The sequence below is a fragment of the Streptococcus oralis genome (genome assembly GCF_019929365.1).
Taxonomy (GTDB): domain Bacteria; phylum Bacillota; class Bacilli; order Lactobacillales; family Streptococcaceae; genus Streptococcus; species Streptococcus oralis_BT.
Map to the genome: position 1 here is coordinate 1 of NZ_JAHZPH010000006.1, position 18,765 is coordinate 18,765.

6 protein-coding genes are annotated in these 18,765 nt (G+C 41.2%); all 6 read right to left on the reverse strand.

Annotation, left to right across the window (positions count from 1 at the left end; all coding sequences use genetic code 11):
• On the reverse strand, window positions 1-6,572 hold a 6,572-nt coding region (locus tag K1I53_RS07525; RefSeq protein WP_223328927.1), incomplete at its 3' end, for a beta-N-acetylglucosaminidase domain-containing protein.
• Window positions 6,573-6,744: 172 nt separating this feature from the next.
• Window positions 6,745-13,185, reverse strand: coding sequence for a SpGH101 family endo-alpha-N-acetylgalactosaminidase (locus K1I53_RS07530; protein ID WP_223328928.1), 6,441 nt, complete (start codon window positions 13,183-13,185; stop codon window positions 6,745-6,747).
• A gap of 283 nt (window positions 13,186-13,468) precedes the next feature.
• Window positions 13,469-15,451, reverse strand: a complete 1,983-nt coding sequence (locus K1I53_RS07535; protein WP_223328929.1) for a peptide ABC transporter substrate-binding protein — start codon at window positions 15,449-15,451, stop codon at window positions 13,469-13,471.
• A 176-nt stretch (window positions 15,452-15,627) separates the two neighbouring features.
• Window positions 15,628-16,656, reverse strand: coding sequence for an acyltransferase family protein (locus tag K1I53_RS07540; protein ID WP_223328930.1), 1,029 nt, complete (start codon window positions 16,654-16,656; stop codon window positions 15,628-15,630).
• Window positions 16,643-17,752: a UDP-galactopyranose mutase gene (gene glf, locus K1I53_RS07545; RefSeq protein ID WP_223328931.1), complete on the reverse strand. Its 1,110-nt coding sequence runs from the start codon at window positions 17,750-17,752 to the stop codon at window positions 16,643-16,645. The genes K1I53_RS07540 and glf overlap by 14 nt, the downstream gene beginning before the upstream one ends.
• 14 nt (window positions 17,753-17,766) lie before the next feature.
• The gene (locus K1I53_RS07550; protein WP_223328932.1) at window positions 17,767-18,765 is read right to left on the reverse strand and encodes an acyltransferase; all 999 of its coding nucleotides are present in this window, start codon (window positions 18,763-18,765) and stop codon (window positions 17,767-17,769) included.

Genomic DNA, 18,765 nt, shown 5'->3' on the forward strand with positions numbered 1-18,765 from the left:
ATACCTAGATAGCTATGAGCAGGGAGTTTGGTCCCAGCTGGAATTTGAAGCTCGTAACTGCCCAAGCTATCCACTACCGGCGTTTCCTTCAAGGATTCCACGTTGGTATCTGTTAACTCACTGTTTCCAGAGCGTGTCTCAACAGAGAAGTCTTGGATACGCCACCAGAGGTCGAGTGCCTTGGTATTGCGTACTCGGATGTAGCGAGCATTGATCGCTCTGGTCACTTCCTTGGTTTGCTCACCTGCCAAGCGATCGAGTTCCTGCCAAGTAGTTCCATCTGTAGAGTACTCAAGTACACCTGCGGCAAGTTTATCACCCGTTCCTTGGCGAAGACGAACTTTAGTGACTGACTTGACTTCACCGAGGTCAAGTTGTGCCCAGGCATCTACTGGAGTCGTATTGCTACCGTCAGCATTTGCCATCATGGCTTCTGTATTGTCCTTGCCATCGGTGATTTGACGGGCTGAGGTATTTAGTTTGTAAACTAAGTTTGAGCTTAGACTAACTGTCGTTGCTTGTTGGCTACGAGCTTTTTCAACTGGACGGTTAACTGCAATTTCCTGAACTGCAAACCATGTGTTCTCACGATTCTCTGTCGCAATCATGCGAACTGCTTTGGCCTTGATATTGAGATTTTCAAACTTAAGCAGGGATTCATTTCCAACATAGCTTGGCTCTTTCAAGGTTACCCAGTTATCGTTTTCATCTTGATACTGCACTTCTGCCTTACTAAAAGTATCACGTGGATTTGCCTGCGTTCCCATAGCAAAGGTCAAGGTTTGAATCGCTACTGGTTTGTTGAACTTCATACCAATATAATCACCTGTCTTGATGCTATTTGGTGATTTAATAATCGCATGAGTTGCCAAATCGCCGTCCGTTACTTCTGCCAAGCCACCTTCTACACCTGTTCGATTGGTGATAAAGGTACTGATGATTTGGTCTGGATGCAAGACTTTTTGAACTTCAGACGCCAGAACTTCTTTCAAGGATAGGATAAATGGACGAATATGTTGAACACCCAATTCAGCCTTTTCCATATGGTCTACATAATGGAAGGTGTGAGTTTGAGACTGTTCGTACAATTTCAAACCTTTATAGTAGCTATCCCAGAGTTTGGCTGCATCGTTTGTAGCCATGGCTTCAGTTCCTGTAAGGAAGGCATCGAGAGCATTCATTTGGTCGATTGCGTTATCCAACCAATAGTGGATTTGGGCAACCATTTTTTTATCGCCTGATGCTTTATAGAGTTCGGCTGCTTCTTTAATTTTGGCAAATTCTGCACGCAAGGCTGCACGTTCGGCAGTCACATCCTGACCTGCTTTGAGCTTGGTCATGAAGTCTGTTAATTTTGGAGCCAAGTCTACAGATTCTTCTAGTTTGACGACACGATTATCCATGTTTTGGTTGATCATGTGCTTGCCAAGTTCACGGAAGGCTGCTGATACCTTGCTATCTTCAAAATGACCATTTTCTACAAAGTTGAAGGCAATATCATTGATTTTCTTAGCTTCTTCTTCTGATTTCCACTGTTTCCATGAGTATTGAGCTCCTGAAAAGAGGGCAATCTTAGATGGTTCAGACTGTTGCATTGGGTTCAACATGATACCAGATAGCAAGCTTGGATCCACATTTGGATGAAGGAATTTCTCACCACCACCTAGAATCAAGTGTTGTTTAGAGTTATCTGTTACAGGCCAGTTAATCCAAAGTGAAACCGGGCGATAGGTCTTGCCACCTGCGGATAGATTGTTCTTGAGAGTTGAAAGGAAGCTTCCAGAGACTTCACCCCAAATCTTACCTCCCGTCAAGGTCATGGATGTTGAACTTGGGAGATTTTCATTGAGGGATTTCAACTCATCCTCACGTCCATTACCCCAATACTGGCCAGGAACAAAGATCATTTCTTTACGAAGACCGCTGTAAGTTCCCTGCATTTCAGTCAACCACTTGGTCATATCTTGCATCAAGCGGTTGTAACTATTGTAGCCTCCGACTGGGCTTGGAGCATCATCTGCAAGGATACCAAATTCACGGACACCCACTTTCATCAACTGGGTAAATTTGGCCTTGATGGTTGCCAAATCTTCTTGGTAATGTGCCTCATTGCCAAAGCGGATACGGTTGTTCATGAATGGATGGATGGTCCAAACATAGCGTGTTTTACTTTGATTTCCGACACGAGCAAGTTCACGGATTTCAGCTAGTTTTTCTTCTGGATAGAGTTCACGCCATTTCTTGTTATGGTATGGATCGTCTTTTGGTGCAAAGAAGTATTGGTTCAATTTCAAATCGCCACCATAACGCATGAGCTCTGCACGATCGGCATTCGACCATGGATTTCCATAGTAACCTTCGATGAAACCACGGTTCTTGAGCTCTGCGTAATCTTCTACTGTCACATTGCGAAGGACTGGCACTTGGCTTTCCTTGAGCATGTGTTTCAAAGTTGTCAAACCATAGAAGACTGCATCTGTGTCTTTTCCGACGATGGAAATCGAATTATCCTTGATGCTCAAGACATAGGCGTCGATCTTGTCAAAGAGACCTGCTGAAACATTGGACAAGTTTTGCTCTGCTTGTGAACCTTGTCCATGCACTCCAAGATAGATATTGGTTGCGCCAGCGATTGCTGCCTTACCAGTTGTATAAGATACTTGATTGTCCTGCAAGACACTCTTCAAGCGATTACGAGTATAGATATCGAGTTGATCACCCATGACCAGATTGACTTGCTTGCGAAGGGCTGTGACTCCTTCTCCATAAGTCACTTTTTGTGGAGTTGGGAAGACCTTGTACTCTTTCTTGAGATAGTCATCGCTCTTGCTGGCAGTGGCAATGCTGTCTTCGCTAGCTGGTTTACTTGCAGTGAATTGATCTGCCAATTCAACTGTTCCATCACCTGTTTGCTCTACTTTTGGTTTTTCTGGTGTAGTTGGTTTTTCTGGTTGACTTGGTGCAGGCGTTTCTTGCTCTTCTTTCACAGGTTTTAATAGATGAACTTCAGCTGCACTTGCAAAACCACCAACGCCTTCCAATACTTTCAACTCAATCTTGTTGGTATCTACCGCCGCAAAGTTGACTGTTTTTTCTTGGGCGTTGTTGTCCCAGCTTCCTTCTGAAACCTTGACCATTTGGCCTTCTTTTTGTGCGTAGATTTCGTAGCGCGTCACGACACCATTTCCACCACCTGGACGTGGGAGATAAGTCAAGCCATTGACTTTTTCTGCTTCTTTCAAGGTCATAGTAAGAGTGTATGGCGCAGTGTCACCAGTCCACTTAGTATGCCAGAAGGTATTTGGATCATTGTCAAAGGCCTTTTCAACAGCGCCTTCAGTCGCGTTTCCTGGAAGCTGCTGACTGCTTGCGGTTGCAGTAATTTTATCATTTGAAATCAAACGAGGATTTACAAATGGTTTGTCTGACAACTCTGCACTATGCAAGATTCCTTTGAAGCCACCGATGCTTTCAAGCGGTAGTACCAAGCTATTGTGGGCAAAGCGAGGGTGGGCTGGATTTGCGATACGTTCAATCTTTTCACCATCCACATAGACTTCGGTTGACTGTGGTTTGGTTACGATGGAGATTTGATAACGTTTGTTCTTTTCAAGTTTTTTATTGAATTGGATATGGAACTGTTCAAATTGATAAGCAAGATAGCCGTCTTTATCAGCTAGATAGATACGGTTGTCCCCACTTGTTGAGAAGGTTTGTTCTCCGTCTCCAGTGACAGTCACATCAAACTTCAAGACATGACTTGGACCAACATCACCTGCTAAGCCTTCGATACTGCTGTCTTTCTCAAAAGCCAATCCATTTTCTGTTGCGGTTACTTTCTTCGTTGCATATTCTTTCACCTTGTCTGGAGTGATGTTGAATAGTTCTTCTGAAGCAATTGCTTTTTCAGGATTAGACTGTGGCGCATAAGGGCTGGTTGGCAATGTGCGTTCTGCAAAGGTCGCAGCTGCACGGTCAGATCCCCAGGTGCGTTCTGCAGTGGTTTGCATGCTCTTGAAGAAGCGTTTAAAGATATCATAAGAGGTCAAACCTGTCTCATGAAGGTCGATATTGTCATTCCAAACTGCGTGCCCACCACCAAGGATACTTGGATGAGAAGCTGGTAGAAGTGGACCTCCACCTGTTCTAAAATCATTCGGTGTCCAGCTATTGTACTGACGTTCGTAGTTAGCATAGTCCCCGTAGGCTGCTTGACTATTACTTCCACTTGGCACACTATAGGTCGGCACATCCGTGATGTTGATAATCTTAGCTCCCTGAGCAATGGCTTCATTTGGTCGTTGCCATCCGATACTCCAGATATCAACCTCTACTCCGTTCCAATCAACCGCTGTTTTACCTCGTTTTGCACTGAGCGAGCCCCAGATACGAGGGGTATAGCCTTTTCCTTTAATGTATTTGATAAGGTCATTGACATAGCGACGATAGCTTTCTCTGCTGCCATAGTATTCATCCGTTCCGATATGAACAGTGGACACGCCATGAAGCGGTGCATCTGGACCATCGAGGAGTTTGTCATAAACTGATTTGACAAAAGCCAGCGTTTCATCGTATTTATTATCTAGGTCTAGCATAGCTACGCGCTCGACATTGTGCTTGCCTGCATAATCGCTCAGGCTACCTTGATACATGAGGTCTGGGCGGACTTTGACAAAGGACAAGGCGTGACCTGGTGTGTCAATTTCTGGTACTAGGTTGATATGCAAGGCCTTGGCAAGTTTGATCAGATTTTGCATTTCTTCCTTGGTATAATGCTCATCTGATGTCAATTTTTGACCATTCTTACCAACAATATCTGTCTCCACACGGAAACCAGTCTTGGCATGTTCAAGGACATATTTGAGTTGTTCTTCTGGTGTTAAATTCTTACCTGCCAAGTGTTCCTTGAGGAAGATATAGTTATCGTTGAGGTGCAACTGCAAGTCGTTCATCTTGTAGTAAGCCATGTTGAGCATGATGTCTACAAGGGTGTCATAAGGGATAAATTTACGACCTGTATCTAGCATAAAGCCACGGTGGCTGAAACTTGGGAAATCACGAATTTCGCCATTTTGTAGGTCTGTTTCTCCCATTTGAAGAAGAGTACGAGTGGCGTAGAAGGCTCCTGTGTTTGTGGCAGCTTCGATGGTAATCACATCATTTTGGATAGTGATGCCATACCCTTCTTTACCATAACCCTTGTTTTCAACCTTTTTAAATTCGATTCGTTTTTGAGCCTGCTTGTCACCTGTTGCTAGTTCCAATCCACGGCTGGCAAGGTCTGACTGATAGAAGGTTGCAGCCTGATCAAAGCCTGAATCTCCTGTTGCAAGGACTGTATCTGAAGTGATAGAAGATTGACCTTCTTTCCCATACCATTGTTGGACCGCTGGTGCAACTTTTGGTTTCACACCCACGCCTTCGTCCTGATGTAGCCCCTTGATGACTACTTCAAATTCCTTAGTGAAAGTATGGCTGTCTTTGATTTGTTGTACCATGACCTTGACACGTTGATCTGTCAGAGGTTGGTAGATGCGATTTTGAAGGTCAATCACACCCTGCTTGTTACTACCAATCAGACTAACCTGACCTGGCAAATTTGGTAGGACAAGAGACTTGCCATCTTCAGCCACATCCAACTGGTTAACTTGGCGGATATCCGTTACCTTACTATGGTCCGGAACGTTTGAATAAGCTCGAATTTCTTGGATTCCAACATTTCTCCAGCCCATTGTTCCCGCTTGATAATCATTGACCTCAAGTTTGAGATACTTAGCTTTGATACTCTCAGCTAGGTCTACTTTCTCATCTAAAACAGGGTCTCCAGTCTTGGTATGCGCTAGTTTCCATTGTTTTTCTCCATTAGCGCCCACGTCTTCTTGACCTGCGTAGTAGAGACTCCAAGATTTGATATTTGGGTCATTTTGCCCATTGCGAAGACGACGATCCCAGTCAATTTCCACATGCTTGATGAGGGTAGTTTTTGGAAGAGTTAATTCGAAGGTTGGTTTCGGTACATCTTTGTCCGTAGCCCAACGAGTATTGTCATCTCCATCAATAGCCTTATCTGCAGTAAAGTTAGTTCCAGTCTCATGGTTGTTTGCTGAAGCAGTAGCACCTTCGAGATGGTTGACATCTTCTCTATCTTCGATTGTCTTTTCAGCTGGTTTTACTGCTGGTGTAGTGGTTTCCGCAGGCTGTTTGTCTGCCTTTGGTGTTTCAACCGGTTTCGGCGTTTCTGCTGGCTTGGGACTTGCAGGACTTGTCTCTGGTTTTGCCTCCTCACTTGCTGCAGGTTTTGTTCCTTCTTCGGTTGCCTGACTACCCTCTTGATTTCCTTCTGTTGCAGCTTCTGCATCCGCCTTTTCAAGCGCAGCTGCTAAATCATCTGGTAACTTATCCAGAGCTTGAACATGAGTGATACTTCCCTCTGTCTCTGAAGGCGCTGCTGTTTCTGCTGCCTGAACCATATTGGCTCCAAAGATACTAGCACCAATCATAACTGAGGCTGCACCAATTGCAAATTTGCGGATACTATAATGACAGCGTTTCTCAAAAAAGTGTTTGTCCATATTTCTCCTATTTCCTTTCATCCGCCTACGCTAGTAAGCGTTATCATTTCTCCTTTTAAAAAGGAGAGAACCAAGAGGTCCTCTCCAGGTGTTTGATTCATTTTCCGACTCTGACTCCCATAGAAGTCCAAGTCACTTATCCAAACAATGTAGTTGTGGAATAAATAAATATCTATTCTTTTTTACTGTTAATAGCAAAGAGGGCAGCTGATAATGCTAGGCTGATTCCTGCTAGGAAGAGGGCTGTATCAGACTGGTCTTCTCCTGTTTCTGGGAGTGTCTTCTTGCTTTCTTCATTTTTCAGAGTATCTTTGATTTCTGATGTCTTTGTATCAGCTAGTGGAGTTGGTGTCAACTTATACTCTGGTTTCTCAACAGTTGGTGCTGGTTCATCACCTGCTGTACCTAGCGGGCCTGTGTACTCTGGTTTTTCATGTACAGCTGGCTCAACTCCATTGGCTCCACCTTTGTATTCTGGCAATTCGTGAACCAAGGCTTCAACCGCATTGACTCCTCCCTTGAACTCAGGGACTTCATGAGCAGCTGCTTCTGCCACATTAACACCGCCTTTGAACTCTGGTACTTCATATACAGCCGCTTCTGCCGCATTAACGCCGCCCTTGAACTCAGGAACTTCATGTACAGCTGCTTCTGCTGCATTGACACCGCCTTTGAATTCTGGTACTTCAAGAACTGGTGGTTGCTCTTCACCCTTGCTGCTTGTAGGAGCGTCAGGTTTCGGAGCAGAATCTTTTAATTGATTGAGATAATCTGCAAAGTATTTCACCATTCTTTCCGTCAAGAGATGGTTATCCGTCGCATATTTCATGCTTGCCTGAACACTAGCTACTTCCTCTTGATTTTCTTTATCTGTCAATTTTTGAGACTTAGCTAAAGCTGCTTCATATCCTGACAAGTCAAGCGGTGTTTCTGCTACCTGTGGACGGGTAAAGATGAGTTCCGCTGCAGATTGGTATTTATCTCCACCATCTCCGTATGTCTTGGTTCCCGTAAGGACAATTTTCTTAGCCTTGATTGTCTTGCCAAAGTCAATGTCTTTTGGCTTATTGTTATCAGGCCAGTCCGTCGCAGTGAAAGTGTGCTCCTTGCCAGACTCATCTGTGACAACCAGTTTCACATCTCTCAAGTTACCGTTTGAACCTGAACCACGTGGTACATAGCGAAGTCCTGTGATTTCAGTCGGTTCTTTCAAGACCATGGTTGCAGGCTTGCCTACATCTCCACCATTCCAAGATGTATGCCATAGGCTAGACACATTACCATCAAAGGCATTCTCTAGACCTTCACCTGGTTGAGCTGGCGCATCCAAACTTTCAAAGTCTTCTGCTACCAAAGCTGTCTTCTTCTGAACCAAAGCATTCTTCAAGGCTTCAATCTTGGCAATCTCTGCACGCGCTTCTTCCACGCTAATGTCATCATCTGCCTGACTGAGATTAAAGACCGCCTCTTTCAAAGCATCCATAGACTCTTTCGTGTAGTTGGTCATGGCAACCGTTGGCAAGTAGTTCTTCAGAGCATTTTCTGTCAACATCTTACCTGTTAGGGTAATTTCTTCGATGTGAAGATTATCCATCATGAAGTCGTTGTAACCACGGAAGTTGGCATTTCCGCCAGCATCTCCACGAGTATTGCTTGCGTTGCCTGTTGAGTAGATACCTACCCAAGTATCGCCTGTTTCTGCACCTGTCACGAGGAAGGTTGCTTTCTTGGCTTTCTTAGAATCCGTCCAAGTATTTGGCAATTCATGCATTTCCAAATTGCTTGCTTGACTACCACGACGACCTGACTGGAATTCTCCCTTACCGACGACAAAGGCATAGGTATTGTCTGATCCTGCTTCGTACTCAAAGGTTACACGGTAGGTCTTACCAGCTTCAAAGCGGAAGTTTTGTGGGATAGTTTGGTAAACCAAGTTACGACGGCTCACTAGCCCATTTGTCTTCAATGACCAATTTCCTTCGATAACATCATCGACTTTCTTACCATTCCAACCACGCTGTGTATATGGATCGTGTTTTTCAGACAAGTGAGTGCGGTTATCTTCAACACCTTCGACACCACCTACTACAAATGGGAAGATTCCTTGAGCTACATTTTCAAAGTCTTGTTTGAAGGTTCCTTGACCTGTATCATGCTTGTCTCCGTACATGCTTGAATTGTTTTCAAAGGTACGAATTTCATCAAAGTAAGTTGCTTCATCACCAGCTTCACGACTCAATGTCAGAGTAACATTTGATACATCTGAACCAGTTGTAAAGAAGGTGTACATATTTTGGAAGTAACTTGTATCATCAACTGTAGCATTGTCACGACGTGTATTGTGGGCGTAGGCCTTAACATAGTTGAGAGCGAGTGACTTATTGGTATAAGTAGTCACTTCTTTTTCACCAGTATTTACAGTGATACTTGCCTTGGCATTACTACGGTTATCGACACCGACATAAACAGCATACTTAGTATTTGGTTTCAAACCAGTCAGTTTCTGAGTGAGGCTGACCTTGCTCTTATTGCCTTGGATACGAAGCATTTCATTTGCACCCTGTGATTTGACAATTTCCGCCTTAGAAGCATCACCAGAAATGGTCCAGTGTTTCAAGGTTCCACTGTTAAATCCTTGGTCATAGATATGCATGCCTTCGCTCCATGACATTTCAGGATTGGTTTGTTTTGAACGGTAGAGAACGTATGGTTGATTTGCTAGAAGGTCTAGGGTAATCTTGCCATCTTTTACAGGTAGTTCTTGCTCTTCTGTCTTACCTTGGTCAGTTAGCTTGTAAAGGTAAACCTTGCTATTTGCCCAATCGCTTGGAAGTGTCCAAGTTGTTGCACCAGCCTGCGTATTGAAGTAGTACATTTTTTCCTTATCAGCAGGAAGTTTCTTACCATTTGCATCCCAGTTCCAAGGAGTCAAATAAGCTGAACCATCTTGGATGACACGTCCGTTGAGCGTTACTGTACGTTCGCGGTATTGCGAGCTATTGACATCGTTTGACTTACGAGTCACAACAACCTTGTTACCTGCTGCATCGACTAGCTCAACCTTCATTTCTGGAGTCCATTTATAGGTGCTACCATTATCGGTCATGGTAACTGGTGTACCATTTTCCCATTTGCTTACAGTGAAGTGTTGGAAATACTTGGTCATCAAGTCATGGGCAAACAAGTTGGTTACATAGCCATTGTAATCACTTCTTCCTTGCCAGCCTTCAAAGTCTTTCATGCTGTAGCCACCTAGAAGTGGATAATCTGCTGCACCACCGTAACTTCTGTAGTCCCCTACCCAAGCATCTTTTTGGTGGTTACGGATAAAGCGGGTGATGGCACTGTTGATACCTTTATTGGTGTAGCCACCGTAGGTCAAGTCAGCAGCCCAGTGATGGAAGGTAGAGTCGTACTCACCACCATGGCCCCACTCGATTGCAAAGCGCCAGCCTTGCTTGTTGATTTCTTTTGCAAGAACGTGGGTAGCCCAGGCACCGTTATCACCTGATTGACCATTGCCCCAAACGTCCACATAGATAAAGTCGAGACCTTCGCCAAGTTTTTTCTTCAAATCTTCCCAACGTGCCAAACGGCCATGTGCTAGGTCATAAGCAGCATCAATGTTGATACCTTGGTCTAGCCAGTTCCAGCCATAGCTATAGCTACCATCTGGATTCTTACGGAGGATTTTTTCATTAAAGTACTTAGACTCAGGATAAGTTTCTGAAGCGTTAACATGGATACCTAGATGAGCACCATATTTCTTCGCTTTCGCAATCAAGGTCTTGAAGTCTTCAACACCACCAATACGTTTACCAATATCAGCATAGTTCAAGTGTCCAGAGTCATGACCTTCACTACCATAACCTTTAAGGAGAACACCTTGTCCTAGACCATCTGTATGAAGATTGATCTTCTTGATACCATCCAAAGTCATAAGGAATGGGTTTTGTGCTTGAGAACCAAAGTTCATCGCGATACGGTAAGCAGTGATATCCTTAACTTTTTCCCAACCTTGAGGGTTGTTCATGATGCTACGATAAGCAATGGCACCATCTTGCCAATCCACTTTCTTATCCGCATTGGCATCTTCAGTAATAACAACCTTGGCACTTGGAAGTTCCTTGGTATACTCTGGGAAGACAATGCCCTTATAAGCTTTTTCCCATTGCCATTCAGAACTATGAATTCCGACATAGTTGGCATTTCCGACTGTTTCCTTGTAGGCTGTCAAGCGGGTCCAGTCATAAGAACCTCCACCGTAGCTGTTTTGAGAGTTACTCCAAACACCTGCAGCAAGTTTATCTGTAGAAACAAAGCCATACATGTAACCCTTGGCTAGGTCTTTCATTGGATTGGTTACATCGATATGATCATCCCCGCTGACATGGGTATTATTTGACATAGTAGCCCCATCAAACTTAGCACCAGCCTGATCACTTGAAACAGATACTAAAGCATTGCCAAGGAAACTAATGGAAGAAAGCAGTTTTCTTTCATCATCAATCTTTTGACCTGGAGTAACTTGATTATGGTTGACAATCTTGGTCACATCAAAGTGCAATTGATTGTCCACAACTTGCAGACGAACTGTCATTTCCGCATTGATAAGATTAGCATCATCGCGAAGCTTCATCAAGTACTCTGCAGTTGTCTCATTGATTTTTTTGTAAGTAACTTCAGGTGTGACTTCATGTTTGTTGATAAATACTTTATTGAATTGTTGGACTTGTCCTGGCAAGGTATGCCCGTTCAAACTGTATTCTTTAATACGTGGGAAGGCTTGGTCAATCACTGCTTTGAGGACCTTAGACTGGATAGTGTCATAAGTCACCTTGCTATCGTCAACGGCCGGACCTGTTTCTTTCTGGGCAGGAGTATCATCTGCTTTCACGCCTTCTTGATTGTCTGTTTTAACGCTGACAACTGTACGCTCATTGCCATAGGAACCAGCTTTTAGGACGATTTTCTTCTCATTTTTAAGAGTTTCATTAACAGCTGCTGGCAAAGTAACCGTATCAAAGAGTTTCTCATCATTATTCGTTGCATTGAGTTGTCCATCTGACTTGAGGGTAATTGATAGGCGGTTAATTGATCCTGTCTCAGGCGCTGCTACACGCCCCCCCTTATACCAGGTGCTATCGGTTGGAGATTTATACTCCCAGAACCAGCCATCTTTGTCATAACCAACAAAAACATTGTTCTTGGTATCTTTAAATTTCAAGAAGACACCAAAGCGTGATTTGCCCTTTTCAGAATCATCTTTGAAGGTTAAATCAACAGTCGCATTTCCATTAGCATCAACGGTTAAGCCCTTCTTTTCAAACAGGGCTGGTTTGCCTGCGTTATCATTTTGAGCAGTTGAGGATAGTTGGTTGTAGCGGACACCTTTTTCTTCTCGGATAGTGACTGTTCCCTGTTGTTCTTTTTTCTCTACTGTTTGCCATTCAGCTGTCAATTTCTCAGGTGTTTCAGGTTTAGCAGCTGGTTTGTCCTCTTTTGGTTTTTCTTCAGCTGGTTTTTCTTTCTCTTCCAAGTCTGCTGGTTTGACACTTGAAATTCCCTTCATATGATCTTGGATCCATTTCAATTGGGCAGGTGAGAAGAGAATACCACCACTACGTTGGCCAACAACTCCATTTTGATGAACACCGACGAGTTTTCCTTCTGTATCAAAGATACCGCCACCACTAGCACCTGGTTTTCCTCCTTGATAACCGATCCCTTGGACACCTTCTCCATATGGTTCTGCAAAATCAACTGTAGTATTGACAATCGGATTCAATTTCCCTTCTGGATAACCAAAGACATGGAGCTTATCTCCGATTTTCTTAACTACTGGCTTTTTGGTTACTTCAACAGGCGTATTTTCCAGAACTGTTCGCAATCGAACAAGAGCCAAATCATTCTTGTAACCTTTTAGGAAACCTCCACGATCCCAGTGAATAATATCTTTTTTACTAAATTTAACATCTGGTAAGCCCGGATAAGAAATGCTATAGATATCCCCATCACCATTATCATTGTCAACAACCTTGCGATTATTGCCATCTGGAACGTCTTTTATAAAGTTATGGGAGACAGTTAAAACAAGATTTTCGCCAATGACAATCCCACTACCTTCACCTGATGGTGTCTTGATTTTGACAGTTGCTCCGTAGTTTAATTCACCATTCTTTGTTTTAGCTACATCTTCTGGAACGAGATTCTCAGTATCTTTAGCTAATTGATCCTTATCAACTTCTTTCCCTTTATCTTCAGCCTTATCTAATTTGCCATCTAAGCCTTCTGGTAATTTATCTGAAGCGGCCGATTTTTCTTTTTCAAGAGCCAATAGCTCTTCTTCTGTCTTAGGCCCATCTGTAACTTCTGGAGAACCTTGGTCCTCTCCTGCCTTAGGCGCTTCAAAATCACGCCCATCATTCTCTTTTGCTGTTGCAAGAGCAGTAGCTAAATCCGCTGGTAAATTCGCCGTGGAGCCAGACTGCACGCTATCTGCAAGAACTGTACTTGTCCCAAAGAATGCAGCCCCAATCATAACAGAAGCAACACCTAATGAAAATTTCCGAATACTATATTTACAACGTTTTTCAAATGATCTTTTATTCATAAACTCCTAAATCCTTTCATTTTTGAGTAAGCGTTTACATTTTCTTTTTAAAAAATACTCCTTCCTCTGAAAGTGCAATGCTTAACCCTGATAAATAAAAAATAATTATGCTTTTAATATAACAAATAATAACTAAGAAAGCAATAGGAAACAAGTAAAATTAACAAAAATTTTCTCTATTCTGATAAAAAGAGGCTCCAAATTTAGAATCTTTCTTTACAAATGTAAAAAAGGATTCAGCATTCAATAGAAATACTAAATCCTTTCTTATATTCTGCAACAGTTATTTCACATGTTTTGCGAGATCTTCTTGAGCCTTTTTATTCGACTCTTCTTTTTCTTTCATCCATTTTTCTTGGGCTTTTTGGTATTCTTCTGTTGTTACTGGCTTATCTTGTAGATCTAGGTATTTATACAAGAGGGCTTCGCTCGTACCCTTGTTACCTGAGTAAGCAAACGGAAGAGTAAATGGCACCATCTTAGACAACATTGGACGACCAGTTTTAGAAGTTGTTGGGATGAGCAAGGCACTGTCGGTCAACCAAGCTTGGGCAGCAGCATATTTTTCATAACGTTTTGAAACGTCAGTAGTTTCTTCCCCAGCTTCCACAACCATTTTTTCGTAGTCTTCCAAACCAACTTGCTTGGCAGCAGCGTTGTTGGTTCCAGAGTCAAATCCTAGGTAAGTCTTTGTATTTTCTCCGACAGATGGCTTGATGATATCAAGGTAGGTAGATGGATCCGCAAAGTCTGGAGACCAACCAACGTTATCTGAGATATCCCAATCTTCACCAGCAGCAGTCTCGGCAAAGTAAGTGATGTTCAATACATCATCTTTTTGAAGTTGTTGGATATCCACAACTACATTATCTGTTCCCAAAGTTGCTTCAAGTGACTGTTTCAAAGATTGCACACGTTGAACTTTCGTCGTGTTTGTTTGGTCTACAGGCATATCCAAGTGGATTGGGAATTTCACACCTTCTGCTTGAAGAGCTGTCTTAGCCTTGGCGAATTCTGCTTTGGCTTTTTCTGGATTGTAAAGACCATCTTGGGCATCATCCAAGTTCACGTTGCTCCACTCGTCACCATATGTCACCAATTTTTCTTTGACCAACTCACCAAAGTTTTTGCCATCTGCTTGAACAAATGTAGGTGGAACAAACAAGTTACGAAGCAGTTTAGTCGCACCACTTGCACCGTTTACTTGAGAGGCATAGGCAGTTCTATCAAAACCAAAAGCAAGAGCTTGACGGAAATCTTTGTTTAGAAGAGCTTTCTTGGTTGATGTTTTTTCTTCATCCGTTGTCTTAGAAGTATACTTATAAGACTGGCGATCAATATTCGTACCTACTAAATAAGTAGTCGAATCCTGTTGGGTATAAACGATGTTATCTTTAAATGATTTCTCAATCTCTGGGTAGCTAGCGCTTGTTGGGAAGAGACGTGCCATAGTAAAGCTTCCATCCTTGAAGGCTTCAGCTGGTTTGTTGGTATCTTGGCCATCCCAGAATGATAATTTAACCTTATCGATATGGACATTGTCCTTATCCCAGTAGTTAGGATTTTTCGCAAATTCAACAGAAGATTTGGCTACAATCGATTTGAGCAAGAATGGTCCATTGTATAGGATGCTGCTTGGATCAGTCCCTTTGGCGAAATCATCCCCTTTAGAGTTCAAAAACTCTTCGTTAACTGGAGCCATTACCCCCATTGTTGTCTTAGAATTCCAGAAGCTTTCTGGTTTGTTCAAAGTGTACTGAACTGTCTGATCATCCAGAGCCTTAATTCCTACTTGTGAGAAATCTTTGATTTCCCCTTTTACATAGGCATCCAATCCTTTGATTGATTCTTGGACAAGGTAAAGAGCATCTGATTTTTTATCAGCAGCATATTTTAGTCCTGTTACAAAGTCTTGAGCTTTGACTGCCGCGTATTCTTCACCTTCAGAAGTATACCATTTTGCATCCTTACGGATAGTATAAGTGTAAGTCAATCCATCCTTGGATACAGACCAATCCTCAGCCATAGACGGCACAAAGTTCCCGTAACGATCATTTTCTAGCAAACCATCAACCACGTTACTGGTAATATCTGCTGTCGCAGCCTTACCAGTTGTCAAATAGTTCAGGTTATCAGGGTCTGTTTCATAAATGTATGAGAATGTCTTCTCTCCTTTAGTGCTCGAACCTGATCCAGAACATGCAGCTAAAGTAGTCGCCGCCAATAATGTCACACCCGCAAGGGCAAATAGTTTTGAACTTTTCATCATTTTCTCCTTTAAAACTTTCTCTCCATTATAGACTCTTTTCAAAAAGATGTCAACAGAATTTTCAGAATTTTTAGGTTAGTTTAGTATATTCTGAAAAAGCAAAAAGGAGAAGACAGTGATTGTCCTCCCCAGATGTTAGTTGACAAAGAGCCACATTATAAAGTCAAAATAATTTATTTTAATTTAATATACTTCTGTGGTAATAAAACAATATTCAAAAATGGAATTTTTTTCAATATATAAGTTGCCAGTATGGATAAATACCAACCCAAGACAATCCCAACAACAACGTGAAGAAAAACTGAGTTTATCCCCACTTTCAACATTAGAATCCGAATCATGCTACAAATTGGTGCATGAAGAATATAGATACCTAAACTATCTTTCCCGTATTTAGTGAAATATAGGAAAGTTTTAGGGAAATTTTTCTCCATTTTAGGAAAAATCACAAAAGCAGCCAATACACAGACAATAAAAGCAATCCCCCACAAACCTGGGTTACTATAGCTAACATAATCCTTCTTAGACCCTACTTCATAAAACAAGAACCAAACGAACATATAAATAAAATCAAATAGCACAAAGAAAAAAAGAATTTTTTTCAAATTAATTTTATCAAAGTGAATTTCACTCAATACACTGCCAAGAAAGAAACAAAGCCCCCAAACTAGCGTTCTTTGAATAATATAAATATCTGTTTGAACAAATAGAGTTAAACAATAAGCGAAAACACTTATCAAAAATAACATTCTACGATTTTTGACTAAAATAGACAATAATCCATAGATTATCAAAATCGACCAGAGTATATATAAATACCACGAAACCCCAAGAGGATCTTTATAGATATTTAGCAAATCAGATATGGTTGTAGGAACACGAACAGATGCCCCTGCAACTTTTTGAAGACCAAAGTGAATGATCGAATAGAAAATATATGGCAGACCAAAAACAATTGTCTTCTTTTTAGCATATTGCCAGAACTCCTTCAAATCCGACACAGGTTTGAAAAAGTATCCTGATAAGGCAAAAAATACTGGTATATGAAATATGTAGACTTGTGCTATCAACAATGATAGTATGTTGTTTGCTGTGGGAAATCTTTCCGATTGATACAGTCCAAGCAACACATGTCCTACTAAGACTAAAAATATGGAAAAGCCTTTTCCAAAATCTATCCAATTGATTCTACTTTTTGTCATATCCAAACTCTTTCTCCACAACCTCAAGCGCTCGTTCAATCACCACATGCATATCGTAATACTTATAATCTGCTAAGCGTCCACAGAAGATAACCTTATCATTCTTTGAAGCCTCCTCTTGGTACTTAGCAAACATAGTATTATTTTTCTCATCGTTGATCGGATAGTAGGGTTCGTCCCCACGCTTCCAGTCAGCTGGATATTCACGCGTGATAACGGTCTTTGGCTGCGTGCCATACTCGAAATGCTTGTGTTCGATAATACGAGTATAGGGAATCTCACGCTCTGTATAGTTCACTACAGCATTCCCTTGATAATTTTCCTCGTCCAAGGTTTCATGCTCAAAACGGAGGCTACGGTATTCTAACTCTCCGTGCTTGTAGTCAAAATACTGGTCGATCATTCCTGTGAAGACAACTTTATTAGCAGATGCTTCCAACTCTTCACGATGAGCAAAGAAATCTACTCCAAGTTCAACTTCTACATCTTTCAGCATATTTTCGATGATGACATTGTAACCACCAATAGGAATTCCTTGGTAACGGTCGTTAAAATAGTTATTATCAAAGGTTAAACGAACTGGAAGGCGTTTGATGATAAATGGTGGAAGGTCTGTCGCAGAACGTCCCCATTGTTTTTCAGTATAACCCTTGATCAATTTTTCATAGATATCTGGACCAATCAGCTTGATAGCTTGTTCTTCCAGATTTTCTGGCTCAACATCCTTCATATCAGCTGTCTGCTCAGCAATCTTATCCTTCACTTCCTGTGGAGTTTTTGTCCCCCACATAGCATAGAAAGTATTCATATTGAAAGGAAGATTATAAAGACTTCCCTTATAGTTTGCAACAGGTGAGTTGATATAGTTGTTAAACTCAGCAAATTGATTGACGTAGTCCCAGACTTTTTTATTAGACGTATGGAATATATGGGCACCATATTTATGAACATTGATACCTTCTACATTTTCACAGTAGATATTTCCACCAATATGATCGCGTTTATCAATCACTTTTACTTTTTTTCCACGTTTTATAGCTTCGTGAGCAAAAATAGCTCCAGACAAACCAGCTCCGACGATAAGATAATCGTACATATTAAATCTCCTTTTTATAATTTAACGATTCGATTGAAATAAGGAATTTTCATTAACATTCCAACAATAATAAAACTAACACTTAAAGTAAATATAGCGAAAAGTAAATATGATCCTACGAAACTAAAACCAAATAGTTTTTCCCATACCTTCATAATATATGTGTGTATTATAAAAACTCCCATAGTTTGATTGGAAAGGGAAACAATACATCCGCTCCGTTTTTCATTTAAAGTAAGCGTGAGTATAGTTAGAAAAATTCCCAAGCTTACAACTTTTACAAATAAAATATCATAAAAATATTCAGCAAAAAGATTATTGTAAGTGGTCTTCGCTAAGAAAAATAATATTAAAGGTGAAATCAAGAATAGAAATACTACAACTACTTTCATCCATCTCTTAAAACTATTTTTGATAATATCTATATCAAATTGAGCTATAAAACCACCTAAAAGATAATAGAAAAGCCAAGTCCATAATCTAAAGGTTTGTAGAACATATGTTTGAATTGGCATTTCAAGTACAATATTGGTCAACTCAAAAATCAGACCAATAACTACCAATAAAGATATACTGTATAAATAACTTCTTTTTGAATTTAGAAATTTTTTCAAAATCGGCAAACATATATAAATGATCATTAAGGCTCCGAAAAACCAAAACTGAAAAAAATAACCTTTTTGTATTAAAGAACCTACAATTTTTTTAATTAAGTTCTCTGTAAAGTCTCTTTTAAACAGCCAGACGATAAAGGTCCATGACGACACTGTTATTAGAATCCATTTTACTTTCTGCAGTATGTAAGAATAGGTAATCTCTCTCTTTCCTAACAATAAATAACCATTGACCATAAAAAATAGAGGGATAGAATAGGTTCCTAAATAATATAAATATGTCAAAAGATTCCAAGAACCTGTCTCTTTAAACCCACCCATCGTTGTATGAAGTAGAACGACTCCAACACATGCAAGTACTTTTAATAGATCTAAATTAATATTTCGATATTTGCGCAT